Annotated in this window: 12 protein-coding genes; 7 read left to right on the plus strand and 5 right to left on the minus strand. The window is 49.8% G+C overall.

Annotated elements, in window-relative coordinates:
* The first annotated feature begins 653 nt into the window (after positions 1-653).
* The 3 genes from tsaD (at position 654) to JIN82_RS15880 (ending at position 3,874) form a co-directional block, all read left to right on the plus strand.
* Positions 654-1,706: a tRNA (adenosine(37)-N6)-threonylcarbamoyltransferase complex transferase subunit TsaD gene (tsaD, locus tag JIN82_RS15870; RefSeq protein WP_234042110.1), complete on the plus strand. Its 1,053-nt coding sequence runs from the start codon at positions 654-656 to the stop codon at positions 1,704-1,706.
* Positions 1,707-1,807: 101 nt separating this feature from the next.
* Positions 1,808-2,956 (plus strand): OmpA family protein, encoded by a 1,149-nt coding sequence (locus JIN82_RS15875; protein ID WP_200312657.1) that lies wholly within the window; start codon positions 1,808-1,810, stop codon positions 2,954-2,956.
* Between the two features lie 141 nt (positions 2,957-3,097).
* The gene (locus JIN82_RS15880; protein WP_200312658.1) at positions 3,098-3,874 is read left to right on the plus strand and encodes an outer membrane beta-barrel protein; all 777 of its coding nucleotides are present in this window, start codon (positions 3,098-3,100) and stop codon (positions 3,872-3,874) included.
* Here JIN82_RS15880 and JIN82_RS15885 read toward each other — a convergent pair.
* A complete protein-coding gene (locus tag JIN82_RS15885; RefSeq protein WP_200312659.1) occupies positions 3,871-5,352 on the minus strand; it encodes a YiiX/YebB-like N1pC/P60 family cysteine hydrolase in 1,482 nt (493 codons plus the stop codon). The two genes, JIN82_RS15880 and JIN82_RS15885, sit on opposite strands and share 4 nt — an antisense overlap.
* 264 nt (positions 5,353-5,616) lie before the next feature.
* Here JIN82_RS15885 and JIN82_RS15890 point away from each other — a divergent pair, with 264 nt between their 5' ends.
* The 3 genes from JIN82_RS15890 to JIN82_RS15900 are packed head-to-tail and all read left to right on the plus strand — an operon-like array spanning position 5,617 to position 9,893.
* Positions 5,617-7,497 carry an ATP-binding cassette domain-containing protein gene (locus tag JIN82_RS15890; protein ID WP_200312660.1) on the plus strand — a complete coding sequence of 627 codons (1,881 nt, stop codon included), beginning with the start codon at positions 5,617-5,619 and terminating at the stop codon, positions 7,495-7,497.
* A gap of 45 nt (positions 7,498-7,542) precedes the next feature.
* Entirely contained in the window at positions 7,543-7,962 is a 420-nt protein-coding gene (locus tag JIN82_RS15895) for a hypothetical protein (RefSeq protein ID WP_200312661.1), read from the plus strand.
* A 32-nt stretch (positions 7,963-7,994) separates the two neighbouring features.
* Complete coding sequence (locus JIN82_RS15900) at positions 7,995-9,893, plus strand: hypothetical protein (RefSeq protein ID WP_200312662.1); 1,899 nt, start codon at positions 7,995-7,997, stop codon at positions 9,891-9,893.
* A gap of 136 nt (positions 9,894-10,029) precedes the next feature.
* Here the strand turns inward: JIN82_RS15900 and JIN82_RS15905 are convergent, their stop codons facing one another.
* A complete protein-coding gene (locus JIN82_RS15905; RefSeq protein WP_200312663.1) occupies positions 10,030-11,589 on the minus strand; it encodes a glycogen synthase in 1,560 nt (519 codons plus the stop codon).
* Between the two features lie 319 nt (positions 11,590-11,908).
* Here JIN82_RS15905 and JIN82_RS15910 point away from each other — a divergent pair, with 319 nt between their 5' ends.
* On the plus strand, positions 11,909-13,504 hold the full coding sequence (locus JIN82_RS15910; RefSeq protein WP_200312664.1) for a SpoIIE family protein phosphatase: 1,596 nt from the start codon (positions 11,909-11,911) through the stop codon (positions 13,502-13,504).
* Between the two features lie 29 nt (positions 13,505-13,533).
* Here JIN82_RS15910 and JIN82_RS15915 read toward each other — a convergent pair whose 3' ends face one another.
* Genes JIN82_RS15915 through rsmD form a run of 3 tightly spaced genes read right to left on the minus strand, consistent with a single transcriptional unit; the run spans position 13,534 to position 17,355 of the window.
* Positions 13,534-15,330: a hypothetical protein gene (locus tag JIN82_RS15915; protein WP_200312665.1), complete on the minus strand. Its 1,797-nt coding sequence runs from the start codon at positions 15,328-15,330 to the stop codon at positions 13,534-13,536.
* A 14-nt stretch (positions 15,331-15,344) separates the two neighbouring features.
* Positions 15,345-16,640, minus strand: a complete 1,296-nt coding sequence (locus JIN82_RS15920) for a 3-deoxy-D-manno-octulosonic acid transferase (protein ID WP_200312666.1) — start codon at positions 16,638-16,640, stop codon at positions 15,345-15,347.
* Positions 16,641-16,659: 19 nt separating this feature from the next.
* Positions 16,660-17,355: a 16S rRNA (guanine(966)-N(2))-methyltransferase RsmD gene (rsmD, locus tag JIN82_RS15925; RefSeq protein WP_325099530.1), complete on the minus strand. Its 696-nt coding sequence runs from the start codon at positions 17,353-17,355 to the stop codon at positions 16,660-16,662.
* Positions 17,356-17,894 lie beyond the last annotated feature (539 nt).

The following is a 17,894-nucleotide window of genomic DNA, read 5'->3' on the forward strand; positions in this document are numbered from 1 at the left end:
AATTAAGACTTAAAACCATACTGCACATCTCGCAATGCACAGCGCACAATTCAATCTTTCCTACTCCACTTAGTTATTTCTTCGCTTCTGAACATACTAGTCAGAATCACAAATTACTTTGCTTCATCTGGCACGCTCCTTGCTTAGAACTAGGAACTAAGTTAAGTACACTCTGTAAAAGAACTAATACGAGGAGATAAAAAACCCGACTGGCTACTGGAGCTCGTCGGCGTTTGCTTCTCTCTCGTGCCCCCTTTCGGCTGGCGGGGCGCAACCTACTCAAAATTCGGATTTGCGCAAGATAAAACTACACCGAAAGTGACAAAAAATTCACCCACCACCCGCAAAGCCCACAAAATCAACCCTTAGCGATTTTTACAAAAATCCACCACCCCAGCAAACTACCCGCATCACAGCTGGCCAAAATACAATTTTGCCAAATCAACATCCACCACATCCCCAGCAAAATCGCCTAACCGCCAGCCAATTCAGCAAAAAATCCAACCAGAAACCCGCCACACCACAAGCATCCCGCCTCACTCGATGTGAATAAGTGGTGAATAACCCCAGCTGGCTGGTCATCAGCTGAAATCACCGCCAACAAACACGATTCTCTAGTAGGCTGACGATCTCGAAGATTTTGCATTTTCGTTTTGGCTGAAATTCACTATACAGACGACGTGCTTATTTTAGCTATTGAATCCAGTTGTGACGAAACCGCAGTTGCCATCATCCACCGCGATGAATCTGGCGAGCCCAAGATATTGGCGTCGGAGATTTCCTCTCAGATAGACATTCACCGCAAATGGGGCGGCGTTGTGCCAGAGCTCGCATCACGCAACCATTCACTAGCGCTGAGCCCATTGATTCAGCAGGCATTGGAAAATGCTGAAGTTGGCATTCAGGATATCGATGCCTTTGCTGCGACATCTGGCCCAGGCTTGGCGTCCTCTCTATTAGTAGGCAATACTGCCGCAAAAGCACTTTCTGTAGCTACAGGAAAACCATACATCGCAGTCAACCACATGGAGGGGCACTTGATCTCTCCTTTTTTACAAGATCAAGGCGAACTGCCAGCTAACATCGCATTGATTGTATCGGGTGGCCACACATTGCTCATCCACATGAAAAGCTTTGGTGACTACGAGCTACTCGGCACCACACTAGATGACGCAGCGGGTGAAGCTTTTGATAAGGTCGCAAAAATGATTGGCCTCCCTTATCCTGGCGGGCCTGAAATTGAAAAAGCCGCCAAGTCAGGTAATCCAGCTGCCTTTGCTCTGCCGCGCTCGATGATGAAAGAGCCTAACTTCAATTTCTCATTTTCTGGGCTCAAGACAGCTGTGCTCTATACCATTAGTGACCTCAACCCTGATGATGGAGCCGTAAAACCCGAGCAAGTTGCTGACCTATGCGCATCCTTCCAGGCTGCTGTTATTGAGGTCTTGGTGAAAAAGACAATCAAAGCAGCTAGAAAATCTGGCGTTAACAAAATCAGCCTATCAGGTGGTGTATCGTGCAACCGCACATTGCAGCAAGAGCTCCAAAAAGCCTGCGACAATGCAAGGATCGAGCTCCATCTCTGCCAGCCAGCTCTCTCTACCGACAATGCGGCAATGATCGCTTTTGTGGCGTTGCACAAATATCTAGCTGGAGAATTTAGTTCGCTAGACCAAGGGATTGATCCCAACCAGAAGCTGGTATAATCGCAACAAACAAACACTTAATAAATGCATGGTTGCGCAGTGAGCAAAAAAACGCTACCTGATCATTTATAACATCCTGCCCACCCTAACTTTTAGTTATTATGGAAAATTCATCCACCCAGTCCCCAAGAAATCAAAGCCTAATCACGGGTTTCCTCATCGTTGTTGTTATCTTGCTATTCGTCACGCTGCTCTTCTCTATGAAAGGCTCATTGGGATTGAATCAAGCTAACCAGGCTGATTACAACTCCGAAAAAAGCAAAAACCAAACACTGCGCGATGAATACAATGCGCTGCGTGCAGCTCGTGGCGAACCACCATTGTCAGATGACTCCGCTACAGCTATGGCGCTAGCCAACAGCCTCAGCTCCGACGCAGCTCAGCTGGCCTCGATTGCTAAACGCCAAGTTAAAGAACTAGAAAATAGCGCCAAGCTCCTTGTGGAAATCCAACAAGAAACAGCTGGTAAAGATGAGTTAGTGCAAAGCCTCATTGCGCAAAAATCCGAGCTGCAGACAAAACTCGATGCCACAGGCGACGCGCAAAACCAGATCATGATCCTCAATACACAAATTGCTGATCTCAATGACCGCATCCAGCGCGAACGTGCTAACACCGTAGCTCTGCAACAAACTATCGCCGAGCTGCAAGATAAACTCGCGAATTCATCTGACCGTACCGAGCTTCTGGTCGCTAGAGAAGAACTAGCCAAACTACGCGCCGAAACGAATCAGATGCGCTACGAACTACAGCGCTTTCAGGCTGAAGCTGAGCGCGAGAACCTCTACGTTGAATCAGCTGAGCAGTTAGCACCAAAAGCTAACCGCCTCTATCATGCACTGAAAGACATGGAAGGTGTCACCCCTGACGCGCTGCAAGAAGCATACACTAACATCCGCATTAACCACAACGCCTGGGTCATCCACCGTCAGGAGTTTGCCACTGGCGATGCCAGCCTCGGCGACGGCGATATGCAAGTGAGAGCAGACAAAGCCGAAATGATCAAAGCGGCTATGGAAAAAGCTCAACCAGGCGCCTACTTCTTGGTTGTTGGCTATGCATCAAAAACTGGCGACGCACAGGGAAACCGCAAACTATCAGCTGACCGCTCAACACTTGTAGCTACGATTGCTAATCTAGCTAAAGATGAAGATCAGAAAGTTCGCGCTGTTTACCTCGGCCAAACAGACCGTTTTTCAACTGACGTCTTTGAAGACAATCAAATCTGTGAGATCTGGGAGATCCATTAGTACTACTCACAGAAAAACATAAACAGATTTCAATAACTGCCAGCAAGTCACTTGCTGGCAGTTTTTTTTGCGCCCGCCTAGAAATTTACTAATTGATAGAACTCATCCATTAGACTAACGTGCTTAGGAAATTACAACGCTATGAAAAAATCATTTCTCTCACTTGGCCTACTAGCAAGCTGCACAGCCCCCCTACTAGCTGGCGACATCTCAGATTCTATCCAGCCAAGCTATACCAATCAAAGCGAATGGGCGTACTCTATCACCCCGTACATCTGGGCAGCGGGCCTGTCCGGTGATGTTGGAGTTAATGGCAACATTGCCGACGTCGACGCCTCATTTTCTGACATCCTGAGCAACCTTGAATTTGCTGGTTTCATTCACGCTGACGCGATGAAAAATGACAAGTGGGGGTTCTATGGCGACTTCCAGTATTTGAAGATCAATGCCAATGGCTCAGCGAGTCTACCAATCTCCAACAGTGTCGACCTCGACGTCACCCAAATCCGCTTCGAGCTCGGCATGAAATACCGCGCTTATAAAACCGACCGCACCACTATCGACCTGCTCGTAGGCGGACAGTACAACTATCTCAAAAATGGCCTCACTTTAACAGGCCCCAACAGAGTGGTATTCAAAGACTCTACATCTGAAGATTGGATAGACCCTGTCATTGGCGCAAAATGGAGTTACCGAATGAATGAGAAATGGACAGCGGGTTTGTTTGGTCAAGTCGGAGGTTTTGGCGTCGCGTCAGATTTTTCATGGCAAGCCATGGCGACACTCAGCTACGACATCAACGAATGTTGGTCTATTATTGCCGCCTACCGCAACCAGTACATCGACTACTCCAACGACGGATTTGTTTACAAAACTGATACTAGCGGCCCAGTTCTTGGGGCCTCGTACACCTTCTAATCAATCTCATCTAGCAGCTCTCTGATGCGCCGTTCAGCTTCCTCACCGTAGCTGAATTGCGCATCATTGCCGCTGGCCCCTTTTTCAGCGTAGGCGACTAGTTCAAAATGTTTGCCGGGATTCTCGAGGTGATAGATCATCATGTCATCTGCCGTCAGCGTTAAATGACCTCCGCGCTTGGTTAGTTTGAAATCAAGATCAGCCTTACCATCTAACGATCGGTAAATCACCTCAGTACAGACTTGCCGCGAAGCATCTGAGAAATCAAAAATGAAGTCGTAAGGGTAGCCGAGGTAGGAGAAGGTTTTCAGCAGAAATAGCTGGCGCTCGTAGTCCGTTAGCTTGGGACGTAATACACACAGACGGTTCACGTGGGTATCCAGAATGTGATCTAGGCTACTAAACTTCACGCCCTCAGCCACAGCCTCTATCACCGTAGCTGGCTCACCAGATAGCGTTTGAGGTTCGCGCAACCAACTATCTAGCTGGTTAGGCTTTTTCATCCACGCTGGATAAGTCACATCGTAAAGCCCTACCTTCTGCCTATCAGCTGGCTCACCAATATAGGTCATGCCATGTTTGAATACGCCGGGAATGAATACATTGCTCATATATCCAGCGGTATAAGTCATCACAATATCTCCTGGTTCAAGCACGCCGTGCAGATCACTTTTTTGCTGGTCGGAGAAGCTGATCAATTTCGCCCGCGGATCTTTCAAGCGGCTAACATCTTTAAAAACTCGCGATCTAGCTGAATATCGTGCGCCAGCTGAATCAGCTGCTAGCTTGCGGGAAAAACCAGCCACTTTGGTCTGTTCTACTTCTTCCACGATACCTGATAGAACCCCTTTGCCCTGTAGTTTAGAAAGCAAGCTCACCGCGTTTTCATATTGCCCAGGCAAACCGTCTAGCAACTTGCTGTACTCAGCACCGGTCTCGGCGTCATTCCTAATCTGCTGATAGAGCTCAGGGTTTTGCTTTTCATCTAGCTGGTGAAGCCGCCACGACTCATGCACGTGGCGCAGTCGCTTGGAATTCATCACCTCACGTTTCCAGCTATTGTACTGGCCAGCTGGAATGTCAGAACGCACGTAAGCACTATTCATAGCCGCTTTACCTAGCGCGTCGTTAGCAAAGGTATCTACAATTCTAGCACATCCGTAGACGAGTTCATATTGAGCAGCCATCACTAACAAGTGAGCGCGCAACTCAGCCAATTTCCACGCTGGCTCACCGACTACTTCACGACCTCCAACCGAGCGCGTAATTTCCGTCAAACCGTAATGGCATTTACTGAACTGAAATAACAAACTCTCGATTTCATCAAACTCACGCGCATTGATAAACCCACGCTGGTCCCACTTTTTCTGATAGCCAGCGTGCCGCTGATCCACATTGGATAGAATTTCATCTAGCTGGCTGAGCAAACTACTCAGGGTGACCTGGTTGGTCTGCACCGCTAAATCTAATGATTTCAAGTCTTTGTATTCATTGGGAGCCACTGTTTGAGACCAAATTCCACTACAGGATGGCAACAAAGTTAATGAAGCTGAAGACGCTAGGACTAAACCAATAAATACGAACTGACGCATAAGGCCTTCATCAAACGAAAGCATGTATAAATGTCGAGCGTATTTATATGGCCATGGGCATAGAAAAAATTAGAATTATCCTCGTCACCGATAGCAACTTTTCCTAATACTCGAAGTTATTATTATTCACCTCAACATTAATCACCTACCGTGCTAGAACTCAAAGACGTCTGCTTTACCATCAAGAAAGAGGGAGAGCCTCTAAACCTGCTCGATAAGATCTCCATCAAAGTGCCGGCTGGACACTTCATGGCTATCGTCGGGCCCTCTGGCTGCGGTAAAACCACCTTGCTCAAAACCATCGCAGGGCTGAACGAAGAATCCGAAGGTGACCTCTACTGGAACGGTAAACATCTCGTTCACGAGGCGGACTTCGAACCATCTGAGATTGGCTATGTGCCTCAGTTCTCCATCGCCTACGATCAACTTACCGTCGACGAATCCATTGAATCCGCCACCCAGCTGCGGGTAAAAACATCCAGCGCCGCTGAGCTCGATCACCGCATCGATAGTGTATTGCTAGAAACTGGCCTCGACCAACTGGCTGACCGCCAGGTGAAAGTTCTATCAGGTGGACAAAAACGTCGCTTAGGCTTAGCCATGGAACTGGTCTCTGGCCCGCGTATGTTGCTTTGTGATGAGGTTACTTCAGGTCTGGATCCACGATCCGAGCGCGACATCGTGCGTTTGCTGCACCAACTCTCACGCACAGACGGCCGCAGCGTGATTTCAGTAACGCACTCGTTAGCCCACCTCGAGCTCTACGACTCAATTTTAGTCCTTCACGAAGGCAAAGTGGCTTACCACGGTCCCCCGCAAGGTCTCAACCACTACTTCTCGGTTGATGACACTGAGGAAATCTATCCAAAGCTAGCCAAACAACCATCCGATAAATGGCAGAGTTCATGGCTTAAGCACAGACAGGCATTTTATCAAAAGCTAGAAACTCGCCGTGAAAAACTGATCGATGATGGCGTGCTCAAAGTGCCCGCTCATGCCGACGTCGGCAGCCTAACAAATGACACCATCACGTCCAAGCGCGACGAGACAAAAACAAAAAAACAAAAACCTGTGAGCCGGTCGATGGCTGAAACCGGTCCTCTCAGTGACCCTGACGAAGAGACCAGCACAGATACGGGTATCATCTCAGAAGCACCAGAAGCTGTCGAGACTCCTAGCATTTTCAAACAATTCTCCGTGCTACTCAACCGCCGCTGGAAAATTTTCTTCCGCGACCGTGGCCAAGTCATTCTGCAAGTAGCCATTTTGCTAGGTTTCCCCATTCTCGTTTCCTTATTCAACGAGCGCGGCAACGTCAACGTCGTTCACCTCTCCGACTCCTTCCAAGGAAGCATGGCAGACATTCAGGAGAAATCCCGTGTCTTCCTTAGTGACCTGAAAATTGGCTCGGCGATCTCCGGCATCATCATGTTCCAAGTGGTGCTGTTAGCGCTGATGGGATCCAACAACTCAGCTAGAGAAATTGCCGGCGAAAGGCTGATTTTTGAAAAAGAGAAATTTGGCGGCGTTAGACCACTCGCCTATCTAGCTAGCAAGATCACCTTCATTGGCACGCTGGTATTGATTCAGTCTATCTGGATGGCAGTATTTGTGCAGCAGTTTTGGCCATTCCCTGAGGGGCCACATGCAGGTTTCCTCGATCACATTCTTTTCCTCATCCTCATTAATGCGGCCATGAGTTCTATCTGTTTGGGCATTTCAGCGCTGATGAGAACATCCGAGCAATCGTCCTTGCTGTCTATCTATCTGGTAGGTTTCCAGCTGCCACTGTCAGGAGCGGTTTTGGCCTTGCCTGATAAACTGGCTGAAATCACCCGCCCGTTCATTGCCTCATACTGGTCATGGTCTGGCAGCATCGAGTCCCTCGGGCCGAGCCACAAAAATGCCGTCAAAGCAGTGATAGAAACTGACCTAAATCCAGTGCTCACCTGCCAATATGTTCTGGCCATTCACATAATCATTGGCATTGTAGCCGCATACATTGGCATCAAACGCCACAGCTGGGACTAACCCGTCTAGCAAGAATCCATACACATTCCTGAACTATAACTTATCATGGCTCGCAGATCTCGTTCTAAGAAAAAAAATTCCAACCAGGCGCCTATGTTGATCATTGGCATCGCGGTCGTCGTCGCTCTCGTGGCGGCTGGATTTTTCATGTCAAAAAGCAGCAGCAAAGAATTCTCTACACTACAAGAAATTCCCATTGTTGATTACCGCGACAACGCTAACAGCCTAAGCGGCAACCAATACCGCCTCGAAGGCAAAGTCATCAGCAAGCAGCGCTGGACGGCTGACCGCGGCCAAGTGGTTGCGGTTCAGGTTGATCAATCGAATGGTGACTCAGGAGCTCTCTCCGTTGTGATTCCTCCTGAGTTAGGAGAAATCAACATCGAGCGTGGATTGCAGTACTCCATGCACATTGAGATCGTCAGCACAGGCATCGCTCGCGCGGTAGCCGTCAAAGCCAAATAATTTCCAGCCAGAAACCTAACTTTTATTTCAAGATGAAATCAAGCGCTCTCATATTACTGGCTACCTGCCTTCCGCTAGCAGCTCAAGTATACAATCCAACTGGAGCAACGCCACAGCAGCAGCCAGCTAACAACTCCTCTAGTGGGGATACGACAATTGTTCGCCAGCCGAAAGAAAAGGCAGCTTCGCCGATTGGCAACGAGATCCCATTTCTCGATCCTAACCAAGAATCTATCACCTTTGGCGGCATGACCTTTCCGCTATTGGAAAGTCGTCTAGGCAGCCAGTACCAGTCGTACCTAGCAGCTGAGCCTAATTTATCCGACGAAGCCACCGGCTACCGTCAGGCGATCGAAGACATCTTAGCGGCAACTTCGCCGCAGAGATCCGCGCCAATGAGCCAAAAACTCAGAGAAGGATTTAGGCTCTTGCCTCTAGCGGCCTCCTACCCAGGCGACGCCAAAATTTGTGATTCATTAGGTAACGCAATTTATACCGCGATGCTGTCGAAGATGAACTCACGGCAGCTCAAGGATATGATGGAGGACATGGAGAAGGAGAAATCTCGCCTGATCCGCAATGCCGACATCACCGCTGAGGGCAACAAACTTCAGCAAGCGCAACCGACCAGCTCGAAAAAAGGAGGCAAACAAAACAACTCGAAAAGCGTGATCACCTCACGTGAACTGCGCAACTATGACAAGCGCATCCTCGAGCTGGAAGCCATGCAGAAAGCTAACCGCGTCAAAGGTGAAGCGGCTATCATTTCTGCCAAAGTGCAATATCAAGGTCTCCTCACCCAGCTATTTTTACAGCGCCGCTTCGAGCACGTTGTGATGGGCTGCCGATTTTACAACCTGATCTTTGGCGATGGCGACAACAAGCTACGCATCAAAAAAGGCTCTGACGTTGATAAATTCTTCTCCGAAGGCATGGGCACCGTGGCTACCGTTGCTGGTCTTGACTCTGCCGCTAACGAAGCGATTCGCAAATCTGATTCGCTGGTAGAGGCTTTCAATAACCACATCTCTCACAAAGAGCTGCACAACGGCTCACGCCGACTGATGGAGGCTTTTGCCATTGGTGAATTCATGGCATCCGTGCAGACGGTGCCAGCTGAGCAGCGCCGCATCATCCTCGAGTACGTGCAAGATTCTTTCTCATTGGTTAAAGCCATGGATGTGCACGACTACAGCCAGGCTCAAATCATTGTGCAGAGCTTGAAAGAGCAATCATCTGACTTTGATAGCACCGCTGTGGATGGCGCTATTGCCGCCTATACTCGCGTAGCTAACAGCCACGTTCGCGCCGCCAAGATGGCCTTACTCCAACAAGACATGGCGAAGTTTGAAACCGAGCTGAAAAATGCTACTGAAGTTTGGCCAACCAATCCAAAACTCAACGAGCTGGATGAACTTCTCGACCGCGGCGCCAGCCAGCTAGATACAGCAGGAACATTGGTCAATGACTTCGACCGCTTACTCGCTGATAAAAACTATCGTGAGATTTTCAACCGTCGCTACGAGTTTGTTCCAGCGGTGAAAGACGACATCCAGCGCCGCGATGCCATTGAGCAAATCATCACTAACATCATGGTGATCGAGCAAGGGCTCAAACGCGCTGAGTCGTATTCACAAAAAGGCCTCGACTACGAAGCATGGGAATCACTCAGACAGCTGCGCGATAAACCAGAATTTAGCAAAGACGCTGAGCTCGGCCGCGCCATCGAACAACTCGCATCAAACACAGCTGAGCTCGCCCGCGCACTCACCCGCGCACAAGAACTTGAAGAAGGCCGCTTTGGCAAACCACAAGTGGGTTCAGCCATGTCGTGGTACCTAGAAGCCCAGCGCATCTATCCAGGCAGCCAGTACGCAAAAGATGGAATTAACCGCCTGCTAGACATCATGCTGCCAGAGAGCAGCAAATAACTTAATTAGATCATAAAATTGGCCGATCCTTCACAGGGTCGGCCATTTTTTTTGATCTGCTTTCTAGCTGGAAATAATCAGCTAGATACGAGTGCACAATAATGGGCCAGCAGCAAAGCTACGGCCCATTGCTAGATTAGGCTTTATTTACTCTGACGACTTCCATTTCCTCAGAATAACCTACTGGGCGACCGAGCATCTGCTCGTAGCGCTGGATGTAGGCAGCGGCGGTTGTCTCGTGGTTGAAGCGCTCATCGGCTTCATTCATCACGCGGCTGAGAACCTTTTTCTTAAACTTGGAATCGTGACGATAGAACCCAATCGCCTCGTTGATAGCCCAGCGCAATCCTTCTGAGCTGTAGTGTTGGAAGCGGAACCCGTTGCCCTCAGATCCGTCAGCGAACATGTGCTCGACGGTATCGTGCAAGCCGCCAGTGTCGTGAACGATGGCGAGGTTGCCGTATTTCGGGCTAACCATCTGCGGCAGACCACATGGCTCAAAGCGCGATGGCATCATGGTAAAGTCTGATGAAGCATACCCCTGGCGAGACATGGCCTCACTGAATGGCACCACAGCAACTCGTCCATGCAAGCCGTGCATATTAACGATGTTTTCGAAATGAACTTGGAACGCGCCGTTAGCCACGATGGCTACTTGCAGGTTGATATCCGAATAGTCTGCAATCAGCTGGTAGAGAATGTCAGCTAGCAGCTGGCATCCTTTTTGTAGTGGATCGAGACGCGACGGCCAGAACAAGATTGGCGCATTAGGGTCAACATCTAGGCCAATGGCTTTTTGGAAAAACGCTTTGTTTTCGCGCTTTCCAGTCACCACATTTTTGGCGCTGTAGTTTTTGTGAATGTATTCGTCAGTGGATGGATCGTAGGAAACGTCTGGCGCATTAAGGATACCCGACGCACAACCAGCATACATCTTGTTAGCCAGTTCGCGCTGAATTGCCTCAGGCACAAATCCGTGACGGCCTTCAACCACTTCGTGTAAAAATGTTGGGCTCACCGAGTTAACGTGATCCGCGGCAAAAATACCACTGGCTAGCAAATCAACGCCATTGTGATCACGCGCTTCTTCGTAGGAATAAGGCGATTTTTCAAAATACAAGTGCTGCCAGAACTCGGCGGCATCAATGCCCCTGTCCTCAATCGCCGACATTGTCGTTTTCTCCGTATGGATATTGTGGATGGTGAACAGACAAGGAATGCCAAGTTTTTTAGCTACCGATGGAATGAGACCCGTCATCCAGTCGTTACAGTGGATTAGATCCGGCTGCACCAATGGAATGATGTGGTTGATGATCTCACGCTGGAAGGCCAGTGAAAGCAAATGGTTCTCGTGATCTGTATAGACCTGCTTTTTGTAATAAAAAATGCGATCTTCTGCTAGATGAATGCGCTTTTCAGGAAGCGCCTTGCTGATTTCTTCGTGAAAACCTCCAACTACTTTAACATCGCAACTATTAAACATAGAGCGATAATTTGGTAACCCAACATGAACTGCAGCTCCTTGCTTATAAAGCGAGCTAACAAGTGAAGCAGAAACGTCTGCTAGACCACCCGCTTTGGCACTCATTCTCTGCGCCATATTTCCCATACCCGCAGGCAGGTAAGTAATTTCTGGCGTTACAACTAATATCTTCGGGCGTTTATTTCTGGAGTTCACGTGCCTAGGGTTACTCATTACAGATGAATGTTATGCCTAAGCATTAGGGCTTGTCCAGCTAGAGTCTGGCTAATGTGTCATCTATCTAATAATTTACACTAACCTAACTATCACACAACTCGCAAAACGAGTTTAGTAAAGGCGTTAGAACAGGCATTCACAACGACTTAACAAAACAACCTAACACCAACAGGATCTAAACGGTATTTAAAAATTTCTTTAATCCAGCTCAATGGATTAAGCTGACGCTAGCAGAATTGTTAATCTTTGAGTCAGAATCGTAAAGTACTTGCCTAATGCCCCGACTAGGCGCTAGGGTTAAAGAAGCGAACTGATCATGAGCACAAGTAACTCACAATCACCCGATGAACTAAGAATTGAGCGACTGACACTGGCTCTAAAAGCTTCTAACGAAGGCATCTGGGATTGGCAAATTGCCTCAGACAGTCTGTATTATTCGGATAGGGTCTTGCACTTTCTAGGTTACCAGCAAGAGGACATGCCCCATCTCTTCAAAGAGCCCGTGAAGATGATCTACCGCGATGATCTCAACGATTTCCGCTCGGCGCTCACCATGGCGCTGACGCAAAATGGCAGTTTGTTATTTTCTCAAGATAGCCGCGTGAAGCACCACGACAGCGGTTGGCGCTGGCTGCGTATCCGCGGCATCATCCAGCGCGACGACGCCGGCAATGCGGTGCGCATGACCGGCTCCATCATCGATATCAACCGCCGCAAGACCACCGAGGAAAAGCTTCAGGATGAACGGCATCTATTCCGCCTACTCTCGGACAACTTGCCGATGAACATCTTCTTCAAGAACATGCTCAGCGAGTTTGTCGTGGTGAATAAATCACTCGCCACACGCTTTGGTTTTGAAAAAACAGACGATGCGCTGGGGCTCACCGATCAGGACATTTTTAAAGGATCGCACGCGGATGAGGCGCTGGCTGACGAGAAACGCATTCTAGAAACCGGCAAACCTATCCTCGACCAGCTAGAGCACGAAACTCATCACGACGACGGCGACAAATGGGTGATCACCTCAAAGATGCCGTGGATTGATAGAAAAGGAAAACTCAAGGGAACCTTTGGCATTTCCTCTGACGTCACCGAAATGGTGGAAACCCAAGCCAAGCTCATCAAAACCGCCGCCAAGCTGAAACGTCGCAACCAGGAGATGGAAGACGAAATCAAGCTGGCTAGAGAAATTCAAAGTGCCCTGCTGCCAACAAGTTTCCCAACAGCTCAGGCTAACGGAGTCAGCTTGCAATTCAGCCACCGCTTCCAGCCAAGTGGCGACATGGCGGGAGATTTTTACGAAGTCATCGACATCAAACCGGGCATTGTTGGCCTGCTGATCTGCGATGTGATGGGCCACGGTGTGCGCTCCGCGCTGGTGGTCTCTATGCTGCGCGGCATGATGGAAAAAGCGCGCCAGTATGCTAACCAGCCAGCTACCTTCCTTGGCCAGCTGAACGAAGGCCTCACCAATACGCTGCAGACCGCTGACATCACTTTGTTTGCCACTGCCGCCTACATGGTTGTCGATCTGCACAGCTCGACCACACGAACCGCGATTGCCGGTCACCCTTATCCATTAGTATTGGGCAGAAATGGCATCGTTCGTCCAGCTGAGTGCACCCAGCCAGGACCCGCGCTCGGTCTGCTACCTAACGTGACCTATACACAGTCCGAAGGTTACTACGACTACATCCAGAATATCCTGCTCTACACCGATGGTGTGATTGAGGTGGAGAATGAGGACGAACAACAATGGCAAGATAGCGGGCTAACGGAGTCATTAGAGCGCCACTCACATCTGGAGTTGAATAAAAGATTAGACGCCATCCTCGAAGATGCTCGCGCCTTTGGTGGCAAGCAGGGCTTCGCAGATGACGTCTGCATTCTGGGGGTCGAGTTCAACCGTTGATCCCGCCCCCAGCGATTTGATTTTTTGAATTACTCAGGCTTTTCAGCTGCAGTCTCATCAGCCGCTTTGGCCTCTTCTACTGGAGTTTCTTCAGCTTGCTTAGTTTCTTCTGCAGCAGGTGCTTCGTCAGCCTTCTTGGCTTCTTCAGCTGCTGGAGTTTCTACTTTTTCAGCGGTCTCGGCTTTTTTCTCAGCTGCTGGAGCGGCCTCTTTTTTATTGGCTTTGTCGCTCTTGTTAGCTGGCTTTTTACCTTTAGCATTTTTGCTTTTCGCCTTTTTTGCAGGCTGGCTGGTTTTGCCTTGCTCCTTGGCCACGTGGAGTGTGCCGTCTGAGAGCAGGAGGACAAATCCTTCGTTGATCAGCCAGTGCATGTCGTGGAACCAAAGGTGCTTCTCTTCTTCAGTAACTTCTTCTTTCCAAAGTTCTTTCCAGATGTGCTCCACATCACCACCTGGGTTTTTAGTCACCCAGTTGAAGATTGCTTGTGGGCGCTCAGCCATCACAAGATCGCTAGCTGGTGATTTTGGACGAGATGGGCCACAGTGAAGTTTTTTGCTCCACTTGAATACGGCGAGGTGACGGCCTGTAAGCTGGCGGCATAGGAATGATGCGAGGTTACCTGGGTAACGGCGCTCTTCGAATACTGCAGACTTAAGCAATGTCAGCAATCCTGGTGAAAGGTTCTTGGCGTTTACTGAACCAACAACGCTGGCACGCTTGTTGATGCGGTAGGCTTCGGAGAACTTCCACTTGAGGAAATCAGCTTCCATCACCTTGCGATCAACCAAAATATCTTCGCTACCATCAGCGACTACTTCTTCTTCAGCTGCGTCCTCAGTAGATTCAACGGCTTCGGCTGTTTCAGCTGGAGCTTCGGCGTCTTCCGCTGGTGCGGCAGCTTCTTCAGCTGGAGCTTCGGCTTTTTCTGCAGCTGGCGTTTCAGCCGCTTTTTCAGCTTCTTCAGCAGCCTTGAGCACAGCTTCATCAACGCGCTTGTATTGCGTGCGCTGAGTCATTTGCTTGAGCCATTCTTCGATAGCCTCTTCTGAGTGGTCCAGTCTGATCTTCGCTTTGTAGTCTTCGAAAGACATATTGCCAAAACGCTCCTGATGGAGGTGAATCAGTTCCTTCTGGTAAGCGTGGTAGTTCGGAGGTCCGAGAATCTCACCACTGATGCCACATCGAGCAACCGCCTGGAAATTTCCAGCTGGTTTCTCTACTTCCATCACCAGCTCTTCGTAGTACTTTTTGTACAGGCCAGATGTCCAGAAATGTTGCAGGGCTTCTGCTTCTGTGAGCCAGGTTGATTGGTCAGCTTGGCTCTGGTAAAGTGGATCTTTTTCAGACTGGAAGCAAACGCGGAAATGGTCACGAGATCCGAGGATCATCCATGCAATTTCAAACACAGAATGCGTTCTTGCAGTCTTGGTGATTTCAGCAGCGATGCCGTCAATGCCCTCTTCGAGTGCTTGGATCTGTGCGGTGAAACCTTCTGGTGCGGGAACTTCTACGCGCTTAGGACGGTTGTCCTGACGGTTGAAATCTCTACGGCCACCACCTTGGCGGTTGCCTTGGCCAGGGCGGCCACCTTGACGTCTGTCGTCGCGCTGTGGGCGTCTGCCACCACCTTCATATCCGCCTCCATCTCCGCGAGCTGGGCGCCCCTTACGAGGTCCACGATCACCATCGCGTTTTCCTTGACCCTCACGTCTTGGTTGCTTCTTGCCACCATTATCTTTGCGGTCGCGCGCCCAAGCTGGACCTAAGTTAAGCGCACTCAAGTCAAGTGCATCGTCTAGCTTGGCTGGTTCATTTTCGTTACTCATTGGAGATGTATCATTTACGGATTTACGGGGTCAGTCAAAGCGATGTTCTGCAATGCTTTCACTGATTTAATAGTGGCACCCTCATGAGAGTGCAAGACCTCATTGGCGGAGCTAAGATAAGGAATATAGCCCTCAGGTGAAGATAAAATTTCAGACAAACAGCTCTTAAGCTCATCAGCCGAGCTCAGACGCCGTAGCGCGCCGGTGTTTTCCAGCTCGCTGACGAGTGGCTCAAAGTTGCGCATGTGAGGTCCAGTCACCACGGGAACCCCCGCAGATATTGCCTCCACGGGGTTCTGGCCGCCGCGTCCTAAGAAACTTTTTCCCACCACCACCACATCGGCATGGGCATTCCAGTCCTTCAGCTCGCCAGTTGTATCAGCCAATAAATATTCACCTTTTTCTCCGCTGGCTACCTCGCCGCGGCTGCGCACGACCGCTTTCAGTCCAATCTCGGCTAATTGCTTGATGATTTCACCACGGCGCTCAGCGTGGCGCGGCACCACTACCAAAAGCGGATTTCCAGCCAGCTTGAGGAACTCGTTGGCGATCAATAACTCCTCGCCCGTATGCGTGCTCGCCACCAGTACAACTTGACGGCCTGCGCCAAAGCCATCCAGCGCTAGCTGGAACTCATCACGCCGCGCTGGCGGCACTGATCCCGTCGGGTCAAACTTGATACTACCGGAAACTTCAATGCGCTCAGGCGCAATTCCCAGCGATGCGAAGCGGCTGCGATCGGCATCATTTTGCACCAAAACCAAATCCATCATCGAGAAAATCGGCTTCGTCAGCGCGGCAAACTTCTTAAATCTAGCCTCAGATCGCTCGGACAAACGCGCATTTGCAAAGGCCGTTGGGATGCCATGTTTGCCAGCTCGATTCAGCAGGTTTGGCCACGCCTCCGCCTCAATCAGAACTAATAATCGAGGTTCAAACAAAGAAAAACAATGGTTTAATAAAAAAGGGAAATCCAGCGGGCTATAGATCACCTGCACGCCAGCTGGAGCTTTTTCCACCGCCACCGCGTGGCCAGTCGAGGTCGTCGGCACCAGCAAAAACTTCTCCTCAGGGTCAAGCTTCTGCCATTGCTCGATCAAGCGCAGAGCAATCAACACCTCGCCCACACTCACCGCGTGAATATAAATGCCACCGCGCACCTTGACCTCATCGTAGATAGCAAACCGCTGTCTCAGCCCGCTGCCAAAACCACCACGTCGCCACATCTTCACCAGCCAGCCAGGGAAGGCGATGACAAAGAAAATTGGCAACAAAAGGTTATAAATAAATAATACGCCAGCGCGGTTCATAGTAATTCAGACCCCTTCATCACTCAGCCAGCTCAGATTGCCAGCGGAAAAATAAAATCGTACACGCACCATACGACCGCTCATCCACCAATTCCCAGCCAGCTAGCGGCTCCAGCGGCGGCCTCTGCGTTGGCACCTCGAGGATAAAATACCCACCATCAGCCAGCAAAGGCGGCAGGTTTTCATCCGCCAATAGCTCATTGGCAAAATTCCGATCGCCAGATTTTTTATAATACGGTGGATCCGCAAAAATTAATTCGTATTCGCTGTGGCGAGCGGTTGATAAAAAACGAAAAACATCCGCCTGCACCACCTGCGCACCAGCCAGACCCGTCGATTTTATATTCTTCTTAATACACGCTGTCGCCTGACGATGCGCATCCACACAGGTAGCAGTCTTTGCACCGCGGCTCAGCGACTCCAGCGACAATGCGCCCGAGCCAGCAAACAAATCCAAGACCCGCGCATCAGCCAGCAATTGCTGCAAAATAGAAAACAATGCCTCGCGCAACCGGTCCGTAGACGGACGCGCTACCTCATCAGGAACCGATATCGATTTTCTCTTTGCTGTGCCAGAAATTACCCGCATGGCCAAACTAATCTCATGAACCCGCCACACACGCAAGCATAGGAAGAGAGAAGGGTGAAGAGAGAAGAGTGAATTCCAGCTAGATGGGTACCGGTCAGGACATCCTTTACACTTTGTGTTCAACACATGGTTTACACATTGGCTTTACGAGTTACTCCGAAACCTCGGGCCAATGCTCCTGCTCATAGCATGATAAAAGCTTCAGCATCATTTACACAATCGCTTCATAACAAGATTTCCACCTGCCACCTGCCACCTGCCACCCGCTAGCCCGGAGGGCTTATGGATTTTAGCCGCGGTTCAGCGAGCCCAGCGAGCGCAACCCGTGGATAGCCCGCAACAAATAAGATTCCCCGCAGGGGAAATGGATTCCCAGCTGGCTGAAAACACCCCAGAAAAACCCACTTTCCATTCACCCAAAATCCACGCAAACCCGCATAGCTACAATAAAGAGCCTAAACATCAGCCACAAAATGCCGTGCATTATTTGTAGGCCATGCCAGACGAATCATAGTCCGATATAAGTATCAGTATCATTTACACAATTGGTTCAGAACATGGTTTCCACCTGCTAGCCCGGAGGGCTTATGGATTTTAGCCGCGGTTCAGCGAGCCCAGCGAGCGCAACCCGTGGATAGCCCGCAACAAATAAGATTCCCCGCAGG

Source organism: Persicirhabdus sediminis, assembly GCF_016595495.1.
GTDB lineage: Bacteria > Verrucomicrobiota > Verrucomicrobiia > Verrucomicrobiales > Akkermansiaceae > Persicirhabdus > Persicirhabdus sediminis.

Coding starts and splice junctions, on each gene's coding strand:
- JIN82_RS15920 (WP_200312666.1), bottom strand. CDS start 16,640: ATGAACCGCGCTGGCGTATTATTTATTTATAACCTTTTGTTGCCAATT.
- JIN82_RS15900 (WP_200312662.1), top strand. CDS start 7,995: ATGAAATCAAGCGCTCTCATATTACTGGCTACCTGCCTTCCGCTAGCA.
- JIN82_RS15915 (WP_200312665.1), bottom strand. CDS start 15,330: ATGAGTAACGAAAATGAACCAGCCAAGCTAGACGATGCACTTGACTTG.
- JIN82_RS15895 (WP_200312661.1), top strand. CDS start 7,543: ATGGCTCGCAGATCTCGTTCTAAGAAAAAAAATTCCAACCAGGCGCCT.
- JIN82_RS15875 (WP_200312657.1), top strand. CDS start 1,808: ATGGAAAATTCATCCACCCAGTCCCCAAGAAATCAAAGCCTAATCACG.
- JIN82_RS15905 (WP_200312663.1), bottom strand. CDS start 11,589: ATGAGTAACCCTAGGCACGTGAACTCCAGAAATAAACGCCCGAAGATA.
- JIN82_RS15910 (WP_200312664.1), top strand. CDS start 11,909: ATGAGCACAAGTAACTCACAATCACCCGATGAACTAAGAATTGAGCGA.
- JIN82_RS15880 (WP_200312658.1), top strand. CDS start 3,098: ATGAAAAAATCATTTCTCTCACTTGGCCTACTAGCAAGCTGCACAGCC.